This window comes from Bacillus sp. JJ722, from assembly GCF_036963345.1.
In the GTDB taxonomy this organism is placed as follows: domain Bacteria; phylum Bacillota; class Bacilli; order Bacillales; family DSM-1321; genus Bacillus_AD.
Window position 1 is genome coordinate 4,820 of record NZ_JBALMO010000124.1, and the last position, 18,746, is coordinate 23,565.

At 35.6% G+C, this 18,746-nt stretch carries 17 protein-coding genes and 1 riboswitch; of the genes, 6 read left to right on the forward strand and 11 right to left on the reverse strand.

Translation table 11 applies throughout. From position 1 onward, the window contains the following. Positions 1 to 173: 173 nt before the first annotated feature. From V7014_RS15805 to V7014_RS15830, 6 genes are all read right to left on the reverse strand, one after another. Positions 174 to 1,451, reverse strand: coding sequence for an MFS transporter (locus V7014_RS15805; protein WP_335508396.1), 1,278 nt, complete (start codon positions 1,449 to 1,451; stop codon positions 174 to 176). 198 nt (positions 1,452 to 1,649) lie between these two features. Beyond that, positions 1,650 to 2,957, reverse strand: a complete 1,308-nt coding sequence (locus V7014_RS15810) for an alkaline phosphatase family protein (protein WP_335508397.1) — start codon at positions 2,955 to 2,957, stop codon at positions 1,650 to 1,652. Between the two features lie 161 nt (positions 2,958 to 3,118). Further along, positions 3,119 to 4,210, reverse strand: coding sequence for an iron-containing alcohol dehydrogenase family protein (locus V7014_RS15815; RefSeq protein WP_335508398.1), 1,092 nt, complete (start codon positions 4,208 to 4,210; stop codon positions 3,119 to 3,121). Positions 4,211 to 4,238: 28 nt separating this feature from the next. Next, complete coding sequence (locus V7014_RS15820) at positions 4,239 to 5,078, reverse strand: MetQ/NlpA family ABC transporter substrate-binding protein (protein ID WP_335508399.1); 840 nt, start codon at positions 5,076 to 5,078, stop codon at positions 4,239 to 4,241. 18 nt (positions 5,079 to 5,096) lie between these two features. Beyond that, on the reverse strand, positions 5,097 to 5,768 hold the full coding sequence (locus tag V7014_RS15825; RefSeq protein ID WP_335508400.1) for a methionine ABC transporter permease: 672 nt from the start codon (positions 5,766 to 5,768) through the stop codon (positions 5,097 to 5,099). After that, complete coding sequence (locus V7014_RS15830; RefSeq protein WP_335508401.1) at positions 5,758 to 6,765, reverse strand: methionine ABC transporter ATP-binding protein; 1,008 nt, start codon at positions 6,763 to 6,765, stop codon at positions 5,758 to 5,760. Before V7014_RS15830 ends, V7014_RS15825 begins: the two co-directional genes overlap by 11 nt. Before the next feature lie 134 nt (positions 6,766 to 6,899). Then, positions 6,900 to 7,005: riboswitch (SAM riboswitch) on the reverse strand. A gap of 279 nt (positions 7,006 to 7,284) precedes the next feature. Between V7014_RS15830 and V7014_RS15835 the strand changes: the two genes are divergently transcribed. The 4 genes from V7014_RS15835 (at position 7,285) to V7014_RS15850 (ending at position 11,381) form a co-directional block, all read left to right on the forward strand. After that, positions 7,285 to 7,752 carry a YbaK/EbsC family protein gene (locus V7014_RS15835; protein ID WP_335508402.1) on the forward strand — a complete coding sequence of 156 codons (468 nt, stop codon included), beginning with the start codon at positions 7,285 to 7,287 and terminating at the stop codon, positions 7,750 to 7,752. A gap of 170 nt (positions 7,753 to 7,922) precedes the next feature. After that, positions 7,923 to 9,368, forward strand: a complete 1,446-nt coding sequence (locus V7014_RS15840; protein ID WP_335508403.1) for a DEAD/DEAH box helicase — start codon at positions 7,923 to 7,925, stop codon at positions 9,366 to 9,368. A gap of 115 nt (positions 9,369 to 9,483) precedes the next feature. Continuing rightward, positions 9,484 to 10,119, forward strand: a complete 636-nt coding sequence (locus V7014_RS15845; protein WP_335508404.1) for a DUF305 domain-containing protein — start codon at positions 9,484 to 9,486, stop codon at positions 10,117 to 10,119. A gap of 170 nt (positions 10,120 to 10,289) precedes the next feature. Next, positions 10,290 to 11,381, forward strand: coding sequence for a helix-turn-helix domain-containing protein (locus V7014_RS15850; RefSeq protein ID WP_335508405.1), 1,092 nt, complete (start codon positions 10,290 to 10,292; stop codon positions 11,379 to 11,381). Positions 11,382 to 11,456: 75 nt separating this feature from the next. Here V7014_RS15850 and isdG read toward each other — a convergent pair whose 3' ends face one another. The 4 genes from isdG to V7014_RS15870 are packed head-to-tail and all read right to left on the reverse strand — an operon-like array spanning position 11,457 to position 14,551. Next, positions 11,457 to 11,801 carry a heme oxygenase gene (gene isdG, locus V7014_RS15855; protein ID WP_335508406.1) on the reverse strand — a complete coding sequence of 115 codons (345 nt, stop codon included), beginning with the start codon at positions 11,799 to 11,801 and terminating at the stop codon, positions 11,457 to 11,459. Next, positions 11,767 to 12,585 (reverse strand): ABC transporter ATP-binding protein, encoded by an 819-nt coding sequence (locus V7014_RS15860; protein WP_335508407.1) that lies wholly within the window; start codon positions 12,583 to 12,585, stop codon positions 11,767 to 11,769. The genes isdG and V7014_RS15860 overlap by 35 nt, the downstream gene beginning before the upstream one ends. Beyond that, a complete protein-coding gene (locus tag V7014_RS15865; RefSeq protein WP_335508408.1) occupies positions 12,585 to 13,580 on the reverse strand; it encodes a FecCD family ABC transporter permease in 996 nt (331 codons plus the stop codon). The genes V7014_RS15860 and V7014_RS15865 overlap by 1 nt, the downstream gene beginning before the upstream one ends. A gap of 2 nt (positions 13,581 to 13,582) precedes the next feature. Further along, positions 13,583 to 14,551 carry an ABC transporter substrate-binding protein gene (locus tag V7014_RS15870; RefSeq protein WP_335508409.1) on the reverse strand — a complete coding sequence of 323 codons (969 nt, stop codon included), beginning with the start codon at positions 14,549 to 14,551 and terminating at the stop codon, positions 13,583 to 13,585. Between the two features lie 392 nt (positions 14,552 to 14,943). Here V7014_RS15870 and V7014_RS15875 point away from each other — a divergent pair, with 392 nt between their 5' ends. After that, positions 14,944 to 15,054: a YjcZ family sporulation protein gene (locus V7014_RS15875; protein WP_335508410.1), complete on the forward strand. Its 111-nt coding sequence runs from the start codon at positions 14,944 to 14,946 to the stop codon at positions 15,052 to 15,054. Positions 15,055 to 15,200: 146 nt separating this feature from the next. Here the strand turns inward: V7014_RS15875 and V7014_RS15880 are convergent, their stop codons facing one another. Beyond that, entirely contained in the window at positions 15,201 to 16,475 is a 1,275-nt protein-coding gene (locus V7014_RS15880; protein WP_335508411.1) for a hypothetical protein, read from the reverse strand. A 316-nt stretch (positions 16,476 to 16,791) separates the two neighbouring features. Between V7014_RS15880 and V7014_RS15885 the strand changes: the two genes are divergently transcribed. Continuing rightward, positions 16,792 to 18,408, forward strand: coding sequence for an amidohydrolase (locus tag V7014_RS15885; RefSeq protein WP_335508412.1), 1,617 nt, complete (start codon positions 16,792 to 16,794; stop codon positions 18,406 to 18,408). Positions 18,409 to 18,746: the final 338 nt, after the last annotated feature.

Sequence of the window (18,746 nt, forward strand, 5' to 3'; positions counted from 1 at the left end):
CTCCGAAGTAGTTTACGTGAAATAGATAAACTCGGCTGTTATGTTAGAACACCTATATTTGGCGCTTTCGGTCTAGATAAAACCCATGTGTCTTCTTAAAAATAAAAGAATTACTTTCCCATCAAACAAATACAGTAAATAACACTTATTGGACAGCCTCTTTTAATGACTCTTTAGTTTAAATCAGCTTGAATGGCTTTATCTTCCTTGTTCGGTTCAGGTACAAAAGCCAAAACGATTATTCCGATGACGAACAGAACAATCAGACTAAAAACGCCATTCGCTGAGTTACCCGTAAATTGAGCTGCTAATGCAACTAGTAAGGGTCCCATGATGGAAGCGAACTTACCGAAAATCGCATAAAACCCGAAGAATTCGGCTGATTTCTCTCTCGGTACAAGCTTTGCATAATAGGCACGACTTAAAGCTTGAATACCACCTTGAGATGTAGCAACAAGCATAGCTAAAATCCAGAAATCTAAGGTAGTTTTTAAAAATAATGCATAGATACAAACAATAATATAGATAGAGATACCTACATATAGCATGGTTTTTCCAGTGAATTTCTCTGCTAACCTTCCGTAAAGAATGGCAAAAGGAGCGGCTACAACTTGAGTAACGAACAAAACAATTAATAGGTGTGTGGCGCTAAGACCTAAATCGGAGCCATATGCAGTAGACATGGCAATAATGGTGCCGACACCATCAATGTAGAAAAAATAAGCAATTAAGAAGAGAAATAATGCACGGTATTTTCGAATATCTTTGAACGTTTGACCTAGTCGTTTAAAGCTATTAATGATAGGCTTTGGTTCGCGTTCGATATAATAGCGTTGTGATACATTTCGAAACAATGGAACAGAGAATAATCCCCACCAAAGAGCGGTAATTAGAAAGGAAATTTTACTAGCTATTGTTAATGAAAGGGGGATTACGTTACTTTGAGCAAGAATAATAATGATAATGCTAAGGAGGAAGGGAATAGTGCTACCAATGTAACCAAAGCTATACCCTCTGGATGAAATCTTGTTCATTCGGTTCTCAGATGTGACATCGATGAGAAAGGCATCGTAGAAAACGTTAGCACCTGCGAATCCGATGGCTGTTAATGTATAACAGATTAATAATAGCATCCAATTTTCATATGGAATAAAAGCGAGTAAAGCAGTGCTTGCTATACCTATTGTAAAAAAGAATGAAAAGAATTTTTTCTTGAAATCTTGGTAGTCTGCAATAGTACCTAACACAGGTCCAAGTATGGCTAATATAAAGGTAGAGATGGCAATTGTATAACCTAAGTAAGCCGTTGATGTAGCAGGGCTAATACCTGCTTCTGTTGCTGAAGCTTTAAAGAAGAGGGGAAACACTGCGGTAGTAATGATAATTGAATACGCAGAGTTACCCCAATCATAGAATACCCAACTATTTTCTTCTTTTGTAAAATGCTTCATCGATAAGCTCCTCTCTAGAAAATTTATACACTTTTATCCCGTTCTAACTGGCGCTAGGACTCCCACTTCAAAACGAGAGTAAAAGCGAAGACGATTAAGTGGGAGATTAAGCACCAGTAAGAACCCGATTAAAGTTTCACTTTATTGTACAAGAAAACTAGTATGGTAGCATATTAGTTCAGAAACTTTAAAATAATTTTACAAAGTTAATATTTCATCGATTGCTCTTCCATCGGTTTGACCTAAGTTTAAACCGAGTAAACGAGCAAGTGTAGGTCCTTCATCTGTCAAATGCATAGTTGGAATGACTTTATTTGGTTGAATACCTTTACCCGATGCAATAAAGACGGTTGAATAATCGGCTTTTTCTGGACTATAACCGTGACAAGCCTTGGTATATTTTTTTTGAATGACATCGTCTTCAGTAATCACATCTATATAATTACCTTGAAGTTGTTCAGAGAAATAATAGCCGAGAAGAGCTTCTAGCATGAGAAATGATTGTTGATCAGCTCCTCTATCTTCAGCCTCTTCACTCGTCAATATCCTTTCGATTCCATTTGATTCATCTTCAACCAAATCGTGAATTAACTTCGTTACAGCTGCTTTTGTTTTGGTATCTTTATCATCTTTTACATAAATATAAGCAGAACCATCACAGCTTTTGCAGTAAGCTTTCCAATCTGTGACTTTTCCTTGATCATTTGTTGTGATCAATCCATGTTGTTGAAGAAGCACATTTAGTTTAATAACCTTTGATTCGTCAAGGGAACTATGGTCTCCCAAGGCAATGATTGTGGATTGGTCATATATATTACTATCTTTCAATGCTTGTATAATTTGTCCTAGACGTTCATCATGGCGCTTGATAGCATCATGTGCTTGTTTGGAATCAAAGCCATGATAGTGACGTTGTGAATCAAGATCCACGAAATGGATAAGCATCAAGTTTGGTTTCTTAGTTTTAATGGTATGAATTGAAGATGCCAACACAAAATCATCAAGTTCTGGCTGTTTGAGACCATTACGAATATGTCCAAATCTTCTCTCTAAATCAATCAGATAGAGTGGGCTTCCATTCCATAATGAAACAGCAACTTGGTTATGCCAAGGCCGATTTGGAAAAATCTCTGGAAGATTATAATCAATATTCGCCCTTGCTGTAACTGGCCAAAGTAGCGCTGCGGTTGTCATGCCAGCTTTTTTGGCTTCATCGTATAAAGTTGTTCCTTGTATATGTTTGCGATGCCAGTACCAATCGGGTGATGGTCTACCTGGCTGAAGAAGTGTATTATTTATGATTCTATGACGTTTGGGAAAATTACCGGTTACAATGGTAGCGTGACAAGGATAAGTAACAGAAGGGTAGATGGTTTCTACATTCTTACAATAGGAGGCTTTCTGTAACAGTTTTTGAAAGTTAGGTAGTTGTTCCAAGCGTGAAAAATCTAATGATGAAAGACAATCGAATGAGATGACAATTAAATGCTTTGTAAGTGGATTCATATTAACCTCCAAAAATAGTGTTAGTTCTATCTTATAGCAAACGTTGATAGGATGACAGAGGATATAGTAAGAAGATATGAATGGAATGACTTTTTATGTATAGAGCTATTATTGAAAAAAGCTTATCAAGTGACGTTTGTCTTTTGATAAGCTTTTTTTCTTTAATTTATAGCCAGTTTGGTTTCTAGAGCTGTTATTGCTTCTGATACATGCTCTTTGGTAATCGTTCCAATCGGCATAACATGAATAGACTCATTTGGCGATGTGGCTTTGTCTGCCACATTTGCAATGACTTGTTCATTAATAGTAGTTACACCTAAATCGTGAAGAGAGCATGGTAATCCAAGTTCATAATAAACAGGTAATAGCTGCTCAATTTCAGACCACTTATTCTCCAATATAAGTTGAACAAGTATACCGTATGCCACTTTCTCACCATGTAAGGCATGATGTGTATCTTCTAAAATAGTCAATCCATTGTGAATGGAATGTGCCCCTGCGATTCGACCGTAGTAATCACCAAATCCACCAACCATGCCGGCTAACATGATAATCGTTTCTGTAATTTTGATGAAATCATCGTTTAGCATACCAGTTTTCGTAGCTTCAATAGCTCCTTTTGCATGTTGAATAATTACATCTTTACACTGTTTTGCTACGTAATGCGAAATTTGCAATGCTACAGGTTTATTGGTAATACCAGCCATTTGTACATCTGCTTCATACCACTTGGCAAGAGTATCGCCAATGCCGGCAATGAGAAGGTCGACAGGTGCCTGTAGCAAAATGCGTGGTTCAACAAGTACGAGACTTGGGCTTGTTGGATAAATATCAAATCGAATAAAGGTGCCTAGATCATCATAAATGACACTAATGGGTGTCCATGGCGAACAGTTAGATGCTAGCGTTGGAATCAGAACGGATGGTTTATGGGAAACGTGACAAGCAGCTTTGACTAGATCGAGTATTTTTCCACCACCTATACCAATTACTGCATCAAATCCATTTTCTTTCACTAATGCGGCAATGAAATCAATCTGACCTAATGAACATTCACCACTATATATGTAAGTTTGATAGGACACGCTAGTGAATTTCGGAAAGAAAGACATAGCAGCTTGCCATGACTTCTGTCCTTGAACAATCAAGACTTTTTGAAAACCACGCTCTTTTAGCTTAGCTTCTAATTCGTTCAATATTCCTTCTTGTAAGATGTATTCACTAGGTGCTCCATGAACTGAAAAAGTCTCCATATTCATCACTCTTTTCTAGATCTTTTTCTTACTTCTTCATCCATTCAGGTTTTCCAAAGCCTTCAAATTTTTCATCGATAACTTTTTCGAAAGCATCTGATTCTACTATTTCTTTAATATCTTTAGCAAATTGAGCATCTTTGTTTTTCTCTTGGATTGCTATGATATTACGGAATGGGTCAAGCATGTTTTCAAGAGCTAATGCAGTTAGTAAGTCGAATTTTGCTGCTAATGCAAAGTTACCAGGAACAGCAGTTAAGTCAGCACTATCAATTGAACGAGGGAGTTGACCAGCTTCGATAGGTTGGAATTTTAAGTTTTTCTTGTTTTCTACAACGTCTTTTTCTGAAACAGTTAGTATATCTGCTTTTTCATCAATCTTGATTAAGCCTTGATCTTGTAATGTTGTAAATGCACGTGCAGCGTTTGTCGGATCATTTGGAATTGTAATTGTCGCGCCATCTTTAATTTCATCTAATGATTTAAATTTGTTAGAGTAAATACCCATTGGTGCAGTAGGAACTGTAATAAGACCTGCTAAATCTACTTTGTTTTCCTTAATGAAATTTTCTAAGTAAATGCTATGTTGGAAAAGGTTCGCGTCAATATCACCTTTATCTAATGCTTTGTTTGGTTGAACATAATCACTGAATTCAACGATTTTTACTATATAGCCTTTTTCTTCCAGGCCAGGAATGATGGCTTCTTTAACCATGTCACTGTATGGTCCGGCAGTTGCACCAAACTTAATTTCTTTCTTATCTTTCTCTGCACCATCACTTGATGCATCGTCACTTCCGCAAGCCGCTAGGGCTGTAACTGTTAAAATAGCTAGTAATAATATAAAGCCTTTGTACCATTTCTTCATGAATGTCTCCTACTTTCTTTATCTTTTATCAACAGCTTTGGAGATAAAATCGCCAAGTAGCTGAATTAACTGGACTAAAATAATTAATATAACAACAGTTGAAATCATTATCGTATTATCGTAGCGGTAATAACCAAATCGAATCGCTAAGTCCCCGATTCCGCCTCCACCAACAACACCAGCCATAGCAGAGAATCCTACTAAACTGATTAATGTCAATGTAACACCTGATATAATGCTAGATCGTGCTTCTAGTAATAGCACATCTTTAATAATCATCCATGGTGTTGCACCAGCTGCGATGGCAGCTTCTATAACACCTTTATCAATTTCTCGAAGTGATGTTTCCACAATACGAGCAAAGAATGGAATGGCAGCCACTGTTAAAGAAACACTCGCAGCAGTTGGTCCAATTGTGTCACGTACTAGAAACTCTGTTAATGGAATTAAAGCAACTAGTAATATGATAAATGGAATAGAGCGAATTAAATTGACTAGAAAGCTTAAGATATTTTGAAAAACACGGTTTTCCCAAAACAACCCTTTATCGGTTATGTAGAGAAGAACACCTATTGGTAGACCGAGTATGACTGCAATTACAGATGATAGGGCAATCATATAAATGGTTTCACCGAACGCTTTATTGATATCTGGGACTAGTTCAATTAGATGAGCGAAATCAAAGCCCATTACGTAACACCTCCACTTGCGCTTGTCGTGTTTGAATATACTGAAGCGCATTTTCTATTTCGTTACCTTTAAGTTCCATTATGAAAATGCCTAAAGGTAAATCTTGAATATATTCAATCGAACCATGCAGGAAGTTACCTTTTACATTAAATTGCTGCAAGGTATCAGATATAATGCCTTCTCCTGCAATCGTTCCTTTGAAGATAATCTTTACAATCGTTCCTCTACATTCATTGAGAATAACTTCTGGAACATCGAAAGAAACAACACTTTCGATGAATTCCTTCGTTAAAGCTGCTTGAGGGTTAGCGAATACCTCGTATACAGAACCTTCTTCTATGACTCTTCCATCTTGCATAATAGCCATTCGATTGCAGATTTCCTTCACTACGTTCATTTCATGGGTAATCAATACGATTGTTATATTGAGTTCTTTATTTATTTTCTTTAATAGATTTAATATGGACTTTGTTGTTGTCGGATCAAGAGCCGAAGTTGCTTCGTCACACAGCAAGACTGTTGGATCATTGGCAAGCGCCCTTGCAATTCCTACACGTTGTTTTTGACCACCACTTAGTTGGGCTGGATATACATCGCGCTTATCAGCCAAACCGACCATTTCTAGTAAACTTTCCACACGAGCATTTATTTCATTAGAAGGAACTCTAGCTGCTTTTAATGAAAAGGCAATGTTCTCGAACACGGTCATTTGACTAATTAAGTAGAAGTGTTGAAAGATCATACCGATTTTTAATCGTGCTAGTCTTAATTTATGAGAGTTTAAGGATGTTAAATCAATTCCATCTACAGTAATCGTTCCAGAAGTTGGTCGTTCCAATAAATTCATACAACGTAATAAAGAACTCTTACCTGCACCTGAGTAACCCACAATTCCGTATATGTCTCCTTTTTCAATCGTTAGTGAAACATCATCGACTCCTTTTACCTCTTTTTTCTTTGTTTTATAAATCTTCGAAACATTTTGAATATTAATCATGTCATATTCTCCTTTTTTCTTAAGCGGGGTCACCCGCTCCAAAAAGGGCCGGTGCGATTTTACACGTTGCTATTTTTTTAATAAAAAAATGCTCCTTTCAACTGAAAGAAGCATCGAAACAATATCTTTATCTCGACTTATCTTTCAGAATGAAAATCATTCTGCAGGAATTGGCACCTTCCCAAATTGGGGGTTGCCGGACGTCATAGGGCCTAGTCCCTCGGTCGCTCTGGATAAGTTATTTTTTATAAAGTTTTTTAAGTAATTTGAATAATACTTCGGTATTTTCGTTTTGTCAATACAAAAAAATTTAAAATTTCTAATAGTAAACGCTTACTTTATTGGTGGTTCAGATAAAAATAGTAGTTATAAATTTTTTCTAATCAAGGAGTATTAGGAAGAGTAATGGTTCTCTACTAGAGAAGAAATTAGTTTTTTTGCATTCGTTTCTTCTTGTTGTATAATTTTTACATATATCTTTAGTTAATACGGTAATGAAAGAAAGGAATGAAAAGGTTAATGGCAATTGAAAATGTAAGAGAATACTTTAAACAATTTCATTTACAAGATCAAATTCGTGAATTTAACCAATCAAGTGCGACAGTTGAACTTGCTGCTATGGTGCTAGAAGTAATTCCTGCTAGAATTGCTAAGACGCTGTCTTTTAAAGATGGTGATAGTGCTATTTTAGTTGTAACAGCAGGTGATACTAAGATTGATAACAAGAAATATAAAGATGAATTTGGCAATAAGGCAAAGATGTTAAATCCGGATGAAGTATTAGAGTTTACTGGACACGCTGTCGGAGGTGTTTGTCCTTTTGGCTTAAAGCGTGATTTACGTGTCTATTTGGATGAATCAATGAAGCGTTTTGATACGTTATTTCCAGCCTGCGGAAGTAGCAATTCCGCTATTGAACTGACTTGTGATGAATTGCAAACCTATTCAAAAGCAGAGAAGTGGGTGGATGTTTGTAAACTTGCATAAGGTGAATAGGAGGAGATGTTCACAATTTTTGAAGGGCATCTTTTTTAACGGAGTTAGAGCATATAACAAAATGAAAATTTTATTTCCGGGGGAATAGTTTTGATAGTTTTACGTGTTATGCTTAGTCGAGAACGAAATAAAAATATTAAATCACATAAATGAGGTTAAACATGAGCACAATTACTTTTCATTCATTTCCATTGAGCAAGGAAATATTGAGAGCATTAGAAAGTTTACAATACAAAGAGCCAACTGAGGTACAAAGCAAAGTAATACCGGTTGCCTTAAAACAACAAGATCATGTAGTTAAATCACAAACGGGGAGTGGTAAGACTGCATCTTATGCAATCCCTATTTGCGAAATGATAGATTGGTTAGAGAATAAACCGCAAGCTTTAGTATTAACACCAACGAGAGAGCTCGCAGCTCAAGTAAAAGAAGATTTTACGAATATTGGTAGATTCAAACGAATTAAGGCAGCCGCAATTTACGGAAAACAATCATTTGCGAAACAAAAATTAGATTTAAAACAAAAAACACATGTAGTGGTGGGAACGCCAGGGCGAGTTCTTGATCATATTGAGAAAGGCACACTTCAAGTAGAGGCTTTAAAATATTTAGTAATTGATGAAAGTGATGAAATGCTTAATATGGGTTTTATTGATCAAGTTTCTGCTATTATCGAACAGCTTCCTAAGGAGAGAATGACAGCATTATTCTCTGCAACTTTACCAGAGGATGTTGAGCGTCTTTGCTCTTCTTATATGAATGAACCAACTTACATTGAAATAAAAGCAAAAGGATTAACGACGGAGAATATTAACCATGTTCTTTATACTGTTGAAGAAGATGAGAAACTAGCATTGCTTCGTGATCTTACTATCCTTGAAAACCCTGATAGCGCCATTATTTTCTGTCGTACGCAAGAGCGTGTGAAGGAATTGTATGAAGAATTGGATGTGTTAAATTACGATTGTGATCAACTGCATGGTGGGATGTATCAGGAAGATCGCTTTGCGGTGATGGATGATTTCAGAAAAGGGGCCTTCCGCTATTTAGTCGCTACTGATGTGGCTGCAAGAGGTATTGATATAGACAATATTACACACATCTTCAATTATGATTTTCCCGTAGAGAAGGAGAGCTATGTTCACCGTACAGGCAGAACTGGTCGTGCTGGGAATAAAGGAATAGCTATTTCCTTGATCACACCTTCAGAAAATGAATTAGTTGCTCAAGTCGAAAACTATATTGGCTTCAACATATCAAGAAAAACGGCTCCCACTAAAACAGAAGTAGACCAAGCTAAACCTACTTTCATTGAGAAAATGAAACAAATGCCTGATGTTAAACACTTGAAAAGTGAAGAATTAAATAAAGATATTACAAAGCTTTATTTCAATGGTGGTAAGAAAAAGAAAATAAGAGCGGTGGATTTTGTTGGTACAATTGCTAAAATACCTGGCGTAACAGCGGATGATATAGGAATTATCACCATCCAAGAACAGGCATCTTTTGTTGAGATATTAAATGGCAAAGGCGATATTGTGTTACATGCTATGAAAAGAACGACCATAAAGGGAAAATTATTAAAAGTTTATATTGCTAAGAAATAAGAGCTGTATTTTGAAGTGCAAGTCATCATATCAGTTAGAATTCGATAAATATTCGTATAGAAATAACACTCTTCTAACATAATAAAATGAAGATTATGTTTAGGAGGGAAAAATATTGTTGAATAGTGGTATCCGCAAGATTTTTACAGGTTTGCTTACTTTGATAATTTGCTTATTCAGTGTGCAAGCGTATGCGGAATTAAGTGAAAAGGAACAAGCATATATTGATAATCATAAAAGCATTCTTCAAGTTATGAAGGAAAAGATGGATCGTGTACCGAAAACAGGTGATCCTTCGTTAGATTTTTTATATGAAATGATACCTCATCACGAAGCTGCGGTATCTATGGCTGAGAACGTGCTAAAATACGGAAGCAATAAGCAAGTGAAAAAGCTCGCTATGGCAATCGTACAAGAGCAGCTAGAAGATATTGCTCAAATGGAAGCTTTGTTAGCAAAATTGAAGAAGAACCCACAAGTTGATAAGACTAAGGAAGCAGAGTATTTAAAAGGGTATAACGCGGCTCATAAACAGATGATGGAAGCAATGGAGAGTGCTGAGTCTACAGGTAACATTGATAAAGATTTCTTAACAGAAATGATACCTCATCATGAAGGCGCCATTAATATGGCTTCAAACATCTTAAACTATACCAATAATGAAGAAGTAAAAGCGATCGCACAAAAAATCATTACAGTTCAACAAGCTCAGTTAAAAGAAATGAAACAGCTTCTACAATCGATTCAATAGCTAATGTAAAGTAGTACGTTAAATACTTTCTTGTAGCCAGGCTTCATTTTTTAACCAATAGTTAATATTTAAGGAGAATCCCTATACTTTCACTCCATTGTGCAAAGTGTAGGGATTCTTTATGCTTAAGATGAAGTTATAAATTGAAATTATTGGGAGTGGTTGTTAATATGGAGCGTTTACAAATAGGAGAGGTTATAAGTCGATTACGAAAAGAGAAGAAATTAACACAAGAACAGTTAGCAAACTTCATGGGCGTATCTACAGCAGCCGTTTCGAAATGGGAAAGTAGTGCTTCTTATCCAGATATTACATTACTTCCAAATTTAGCTAGTTTTTTTAACATTACAATTGATGAATTGCTAAACTATAACACCACCATTTCAGAGGATAAGGTAAAGAAGATTTATCAAGAGTGTGAGCAATTATTTATTAATGGTCAATTTGAAGAAGGCATTGCACAGTGCTTTTCATATATGAAGAGATATCATCCAAATTATAACTTAAAGTTCTCTTTATCCATTTTAGTGAATACGTATTCAAGTTTAGCCAATGATGAAGAACGAACAAAGGGCATAATTGAAAGGACCAATTCCATTTTTGAAGAAATTATTGAAAATTGTAACGATATAATGCTTGTAGAGGCATCTATCATCCAATTAAGCATTGGATACTTAGTATTTGAAAAGCACGACCAATCGTTAGAGATGCTAAAAAGAATAAGAATGCCAGAGTATAATCCATCAACGTTGATGGCAAATATTTATCAGCAAGCAGGTAAGCAAAGGGATGCAAGAGTATTATTGCAAAAGCAATTAGTTGAACAAATAACTGATTTAGACGCTACAATTACTAGTCTTGCACATACCTATGAAGAAGACGATCTATCTTTAGCAGAACGGTATATTGGCCTTTCTTCAAGAATTGGCCAGGTTTTTGAACAAGAAGGCTTAGGCAAGAATATGTTGATGAGTAATCAACTTAGTTTGGTGCAAATTTATGCAAAGCATCAACAAAAGGAGAAATGCTTGTCAGCGCTTCGTAATATGGTTGATTTGATAGAAAATAAAAATACAGCAATGACAATAGGTGTGAAAGATGTTTGGTTTTTAGATGAATTGGAAGAAGAGCAGAAAGGCCAATTTACTTTACCTGTTTTAGATATGTTTGTTACGGTATTACAAAGTGAGGAATTTAAATTTATTCACGAAGAACCGGAATTTTCAGAACGGATTAAACAGTTGAAAAATAAGTTGCAGTAGCAGTAAAGCCACTATTCACGGGATAAATGAATAGTGGCTTTACAATCTATATTAAGGGAAATAGGGGGGCAATAATTAATGTGCAATCACATTTGAATACGAATGATTCGTATGGATCGCTTCTCTTATAATTTTTACATCATAAAAAGTAATCTTGTTTTCAATTATAAATTCAGGGATGGTATCTTTAGCGTGAGCAGCTTTAAACGAGCTACTCTTCATCCATGCCTGGAAGTCAGCTTTTGATTCCCATCTTGTTAAGATGGTGACTTCATCATATTCCGCAGTGTTTTGCGTGAGAAGGACTTCGAGGTTGATAAACCCCTTCATCGTTTCTACTCTACCAACTTTATTAAATCGGTTGACTAATGTTGGTCCTTCTCCTTTAATGAGTTTGGACTTGTTTGTTACGATAATCATATTTATCTCCACCTTTTCGTTTTGGAATAATAATTGGAAAATCATCTTCGAACTTAATACATGCTTCAATTTCGTAGACGTCTTTTAGAAACTGTGATGTTAGAATTTGTTTTGGCTGACCTACTTGAGCTACACGGCCTTGTTTCATAGCAATCATATTGTGACAATACGTAGCGGCTTGTTGTAGGTCGTGCAATACCATTACGATGGTTATTCCATATTCCAAATTGATTTCCTGTAGCATTTCCATAACATCAAGTTGATGAGAAAGATCGAGAAATGTTGTTGGTTCATCAAGTAAAATAATATCTGTTTGTTGTGCTAAAGCTATGGCAATACGAACCTTTTGCTGTTCTCCTCCAGATAGTTGGTGGAACATTCTCTCTTGATGTTTCACTGTTCCAGTAATGTTCATCGCCCACTGTATAATCTCTTTGTCATTTGCGCTTGATTTCTGTTGAAATATACCTTTATAGGGATAGCGACCAAAAGAAATCAATTCTTCTACTGTTAAATCAGGAAGCGATTGTTTAGATTGTGGAAGCATCGATAGAACGCGAGCAAATTCTTTTTGTTTATAGTGCCGGCTAGCTTTATTATGAATAAAAACATCACCTTCATGAATGGATAGAAGCTGCGCCACTATTTTTAAGAAAGTAGACTTACCAGAACCATTAGGTCCAACAATGGCTGTCACTTGTCCTTTTGGAAACGTAAGGTTGATATCTTGTAAGGCAAACTCGCCAACATGATGGGCAATATTTCTCGCTTCAACTGCTATCATTAAATTAACCTCCGTTGCTTTAATAAAGTTAAAAAGAACGGTGCTCCTAATCCTGCTAGTAATATACCCACTGGAAGTTCGATTGGATCGAACCAAGATCGAGCAATTGTATCAGCAAATACAACTAAAATCGCACCTCCAACTGCTGAGAGAGGAATTAAGTAGCGATAATCATCGCCTATTAAGAGTCGAATCACATGTGGTACAACTAAACCAACGAAGCCAATTAGTCCAGCAACGCTAACGGCTGTGCCTGCTAACAGAGAAGCTAATAAGATAATGAGTAAACGTTGTAATTCTACTTTTTGACCAAGAAGTTTTGCAGAATCATCACCTAAGAGCAACAAGTTAGCGGGTTTAATAGCGAATAGTGAAAGTATGAGACCAGCTAGTGCATATGGCGCCATAAACTCAAAGTGATACCAGCTTCTTCCGTTTAGACCACCGGCTAACCAAGGTAAAATAGACTGAACTCGGTCACTGTAAATGACCATGACACCACTTTGGACAGCACCTAACAGGGCATTGATGGCGACACCTGCTAGTATAATTTTCAACGGTGAAGCGCCTTTGTCCCAAGCTAATGCATATATAACAAGTGAAGTTAGCAATGCGCCAATAAAAGCAGCAACAGGTAGCAAATAAGAAAATTGCGGAAGCATAATCATGGTGATGCTGGCTGCTAAACCACCTCCTGTTGTGACACCAATAATACCGGGGTCTGCAAGAGGATTCCTCATAACACCTTGAAGTAATGCACCTGAAACAGCTAGGCATGCTCCGACTAACAAACCAATCAATACTCTTGGAAGTCTTAAATTAAGAATGATCGTTTCGTGAACAGCTTGTTGTTTTGTTGTGAATACGTCCCAAATTTCAGATAATGATATTGAAACCGAACCATACGTAATTCCATAGAACGATACGATTAGAAGCAGAATGGGAGTAATGATGATGCCCCATTTTCTTCTTATAGTTCTTTGCTGAATATTCATCGTTATTGCTTCGCGGATTTCAATAACCCGTCTAATAGGTCAATGGCTTCCGTTACTTGTGTTCCTGGATTTGTTCCAAATAGATTTGATGGTAGTACTTCTACACGATTGTTTTTAACTGCATCAAGATTATTCCAAGCTGCATTTTGTTTCATTTCTTTCATAAATCCTTCTCTTACTTCTTTTGGATTACCGTGACCCATCAATAAAATATATTGTGGATTTGATTCAATAATTCTTTCGGCACTTATTTGTGCATATTGTGGGTATTGATCAAGAGCTGGATAATCAGCTGCGATATTTTCTCCTCCAACTGTTTCAAGAATATTCCCACTCAGTGAGTTAGGGAGGGCAGCTAGATAGGTACCAGGTGCACCATAAATTAATAATACTCTGACTTTTTCACCCGGTTGATTTTGAGATATTTCATCAAGCTTTTCCTCAATATTTTTGTTTAGCTCTGCTGCTTTCTCACGTTTTTGAAGAAGATCTCCATATAATAGAATTTGTTTTTGTATATCTTTGATAGAATTTGCATTAGTAAGTATCATCTTTGAGCCAATTCCTTCTACCGCAGCTACATCCTTCAAATTCATAGGATTGCTTCCTAGTACTACGTCTGCTTTCAAATTAGCGATTTTCTCTAAATCGAATTCATGTGAAGATCCTACTTGTTCAACAGCTTGGAGATCAGGAGTAGCATTTTTGCCGTGTGCGGTTGGTCTACCAACCAATTTACCCCCTAATGCATAAATGATATCCATATCACCGTTGCTCAACGCAACGACATTACTTGGTGCTTTATCAAATGTAACTTTTCGATCAGCAAAGTCAGTAATTGTTATTTCAGTAGACTTAGCTGTAGCTTCTGTTTTAGAATCTGCTTTTTTCGTTTCTACACTGGTTTTTTGAGAACATCCAGATACCACGAGTAAAGCTAGAAGTATATGTATGATAATTCCTTTTTTCATTTGGTCCCCCTTGGGCTGTTTAATTGATAATCATCTTCACTTATAAATGATAATGATTATCAATATCATTGTCAATGCAAAATAGAAAAAATTTTTAGAAATCTTGACGGTTGATCTGTATAACAATAAATTTGTACAATACACTACTACATTTTCGAGCGTGAGTTTAGTCATTGGAATGTAATTGTAGCCTCATAAATAGGCTAGGCAGTAGATAAAGATTACCTTGGGCTAACTTTGCTTGTTTTATTTTTTATGGTTTAAGTAGGTTATAAACTCAAATATATAATTCCGCTAAGCTCCTTATATGTTTGTCCTAAACAAATTTTGTTTTCGAGAATATCTTAATTTTGTGAAAGGCTAATGGGACAAAAGAAATAGGAGTGTTGAAAATGTCACAAGGTTATTGTGGTGGATCTGGTTATGGTGGAAGTGGATTTGTATTTTATATCGTATTGTTTATTTTATTGATTATTATCGGGTGCAGCTACAACAAATATTAATAAATAGTCAGTAATAAGTGACTTCGTTTCAACTGAGTAAAGTTAGAAGTATAACTTTAAAAAGCAGTGAATAGTTTCTTCGTTAGAAGTTCACTGCTTTTCTCGGATAGTAGTATGATTCGTTATATTAAACTAATGATTTATTATTATTGTGAGTCGATTATTTGCAATTCTTCTTCCTCATCTGATGAGCTATCACTATTAAGCTGACTAAATATATTAAATATTTTTGGAGCAACTTTTGTTAACGTTTCTGCATCTAAATTCAGGTTAAACATATTAAACAGTCCATCGCTTTCTTTCTCTTCGTTAGTACTATTGTTAAATATGTTAGATATGAATGTAGTGATGCTTGATAATTGGTTAATTTCAAACATTTTAAATAGATTATTACTTTGATTCTCTTCATTCGTTTTGTTGAAAAAATATGGTAAAAACGTTGTGATGGATTTTAAACTTTTTGCATCCAGTTTGATGTCCAACAAGCCTTCTAGTGGCCCTTGATTAGGATCTTTCATGTTTTTAAATAAATGAGAAAATGTTTTAGCGAGTGTTTCAATGCTATTAGCGTCAAGATTGAAATCAAACTTTTTTTCTTGAGCATCACCATCATTTGTATTATTAAAGTAATGTGATAAGAGCTTTTCAATAGATGAATAATCATTTTCATCCAAGTTCAAATCCAACATACCAAATAGCCCAATTCGCTGATCTTCATTTTGGGTGCTATCAAATAAATTGGATAAAAATGTTGTAATCGTTGTTAGAGTTTCAGCATCTAAGTTTATATCTAAACGATCTGAAGAATCATTATCCTGTTTAGCTTTACCGTTCTGTCTTATACTGAAAAAATTAGATAAAAACAGTACTATTTTTGTTAACGTCTCTATATCTAAGTCTAGGTTTATTCCATGATTTTCAGTAATGTTAGATGATGATTTTGGAGAGATGGGAAGGTACTGAATTCTTTTTAATTCTAATAATATTTTATTTTGTAGCTTTCCACTTTCCATGTCAGAGCGTCTTTTTCTTTGACGATAAGAATGCTCTCGCATTATATTGTGAAGATTATTGAAATGTTTTGAAATTTGATTTAATGTATTTTCTTGACTTTCCACTTGCCTAGCTAATTGAAGGGCTTTTTTATGATCAAAATCTGATAAATACTTTGGTGATAAAGATTGAATTTTAGCTACATCATATAAAACCTCATACATAATATCTTCAGCAACAGTGGTTTGTCTTTTTATTTTATTCAATGCACTTTTAGATAGATCGGGTTCATATGTTTGTAAATAGGATTGAAATGCTGTTAAGCGATTTAATAGCTCATTTAATGATGTTTCTAGGAGTTCAATCTGTTTTAATATACGATGGTATCCAGTGTGCGAGACTCCTGTCGATTGCTTCGTTTGCATCATGCTTACTTCTCCTTTCTTACATTAGCGAAAGATCAATAATAAAGGAATACCTATAATTTTTATTATTCATGGCTCATGGCATAATGAAGTAACCTAGCGTTCAGAGGTATTCCTCAATATGCTATGTGTAGACGTTTTACGTTGTATAGACAAAAATACTATAAATATTCATTTTTATCCTTGAAGTAAAGGCGAGTATAATAGGAAATAAAAAGCGCATTGCTTTATTGTTATGTTAAAAGGGTATTGTGTATAAGTTATGTTTCTTAAGAAAACTATCTCTAAATAATCTTTTTAATAAGAAGGGGAAAGAAAGATGCTTACTAAAAATAATAAACAAATTATTTTTACAAATGGAAAGATCTTTACTTCAAACATGGAACAACCATATGCAAGTGCGATGATCGTAGAAGGTGGAAAGATTAAGTGGATTGGTGAACAGCAAGAATTAAATGATACTTCATCCAAACAAATTATTGATTTAAAGGGAAGAACAGTTCTTCCGGGCTTTATTGATGCACATTGTCATCCAATTCTTTTGGCCAATTGTATGAAGCAAGTTGCTTGTACAAAACCACTCGTGAATTCTATAGAAGAAATGAAAGAACAAATACATAAGAAGTCATTTGAAATAAAACAAGGTGAGTGGATTGAAGGTTGGGGCTATGATGAGGGTAAACTTAAAGAAGGTCGAGCACCAACTCGATGGGATATAGATGCAGCTGTAAGCGATATTCCTGTTGTAATCCGACGATCATGTGAACATATCATATCAGTGAATAGTAAAGCATTAGAGTTAGCTGGTATTACGAAAGATACCGTCGATCCTCTTGGTGGAAAAATAGATCGTGATAAAGATGGGGAACCAACAGGTATCTTAAGAGAAAATGCAAAAGAACTTGTAAGAGATATTATGCCTAAAAAAACATTGGAGGAAGAAGCTGCTGCTCTCGTTGAATTAAGTAAGGTTTTATTATCGAAAGGTATTACAGCGATTACAGAATTGATGGCACTTAAACAGCCGATTGATTATATGAATATATTTGAACAAGCGAAAGAAAATGGTTGGATTCAACGTACGGTACTGTATTACATATGGAATCAAATCAATGATAATCCTGTTATTTCTTTAGATAAATTAAATCGAGATAATCGTATTCACATTGGAGGTATTAAATTATTTTCTGATGGTAGTGTGTCGGGGCAAACCGCATGGGTACGTGATTCCTATATAGGAACAGGCGAGAATTGTGGAATTCAAATGGTAACTAGGCAAGAATTGTTAGAGGCTGCTGAAGCGGCTAAGGAAAATCATATTCAGCTTGTAATCCACGCGATGGGTGATCAGGCAATTGATTTGATTATTGATATATTTCTCCAGACGAAAAGTTGGTTAGAAGAAGGGCCTTCTATCAGAATTGAGCATTTTGCTCTACCTACTGATAAGGCTATAAAAAGGGTAAAAGAAGCAAACATAGCAGTGGTGACACAGCCGATTTTTCAGTTTGCAGAAATAGAGTCTTATTTAATAAATATTGGATTAGAGAGGACACAGAAGGCATATCCTGTTCAATCATTGTTAAGTGAAGGAGTGCAAGTCGCTTTCTCATCAGACGCACCTGCGACAGCTTGGTCTGATCCAGTTAATCCATTCGTAGCCATTCAAGCGGCTGTAACTCGGAATGCTTATGATGGTACAAATCTTGGGCATGATGAGTGTATTGATGTACAAACAGCTATACACTTATATACAGAAGTAGCTCAGAAAGTCACACGAATACCAGCTATCGGACAATTAAAAGAAGGGTATCATGCTGATTTCATTGTGTTGGATGAAGATATATTTGAAATCGACCCAGCTACCATTCATCAAATGATAGTAGAGGAAACATATATGGGTGGTCAGCTTGTTTATCAAAAAGCGAAGCTATAAAAAGTAGAGGGTGTCCAATAAGGAATTGGTGCTTTAGATTTTTACATTTACGTGAAAGTCATTATTCCTATTTATCCCGTTCTAACTGGCGCTAAGACTCCCACTTCAAAAGGAAAGTAAAATCGAAGATCTTTAAGTGGGAAATTAAGAGTCAGTAAGAACCCGATTGGTTCAACTAATAATGAGTGGGGATGAAAGAAAATCCCCACCCATTAAAGTTTCACTTTATAGGGAAACACATGCATTTCATCTCTTTTAAAAGCGGCAATTATAGGCACTTTCAACATACTCAGCAAGCATAACAAATTTCTCGTACCCTATAACGAAGGGCTAAAAAG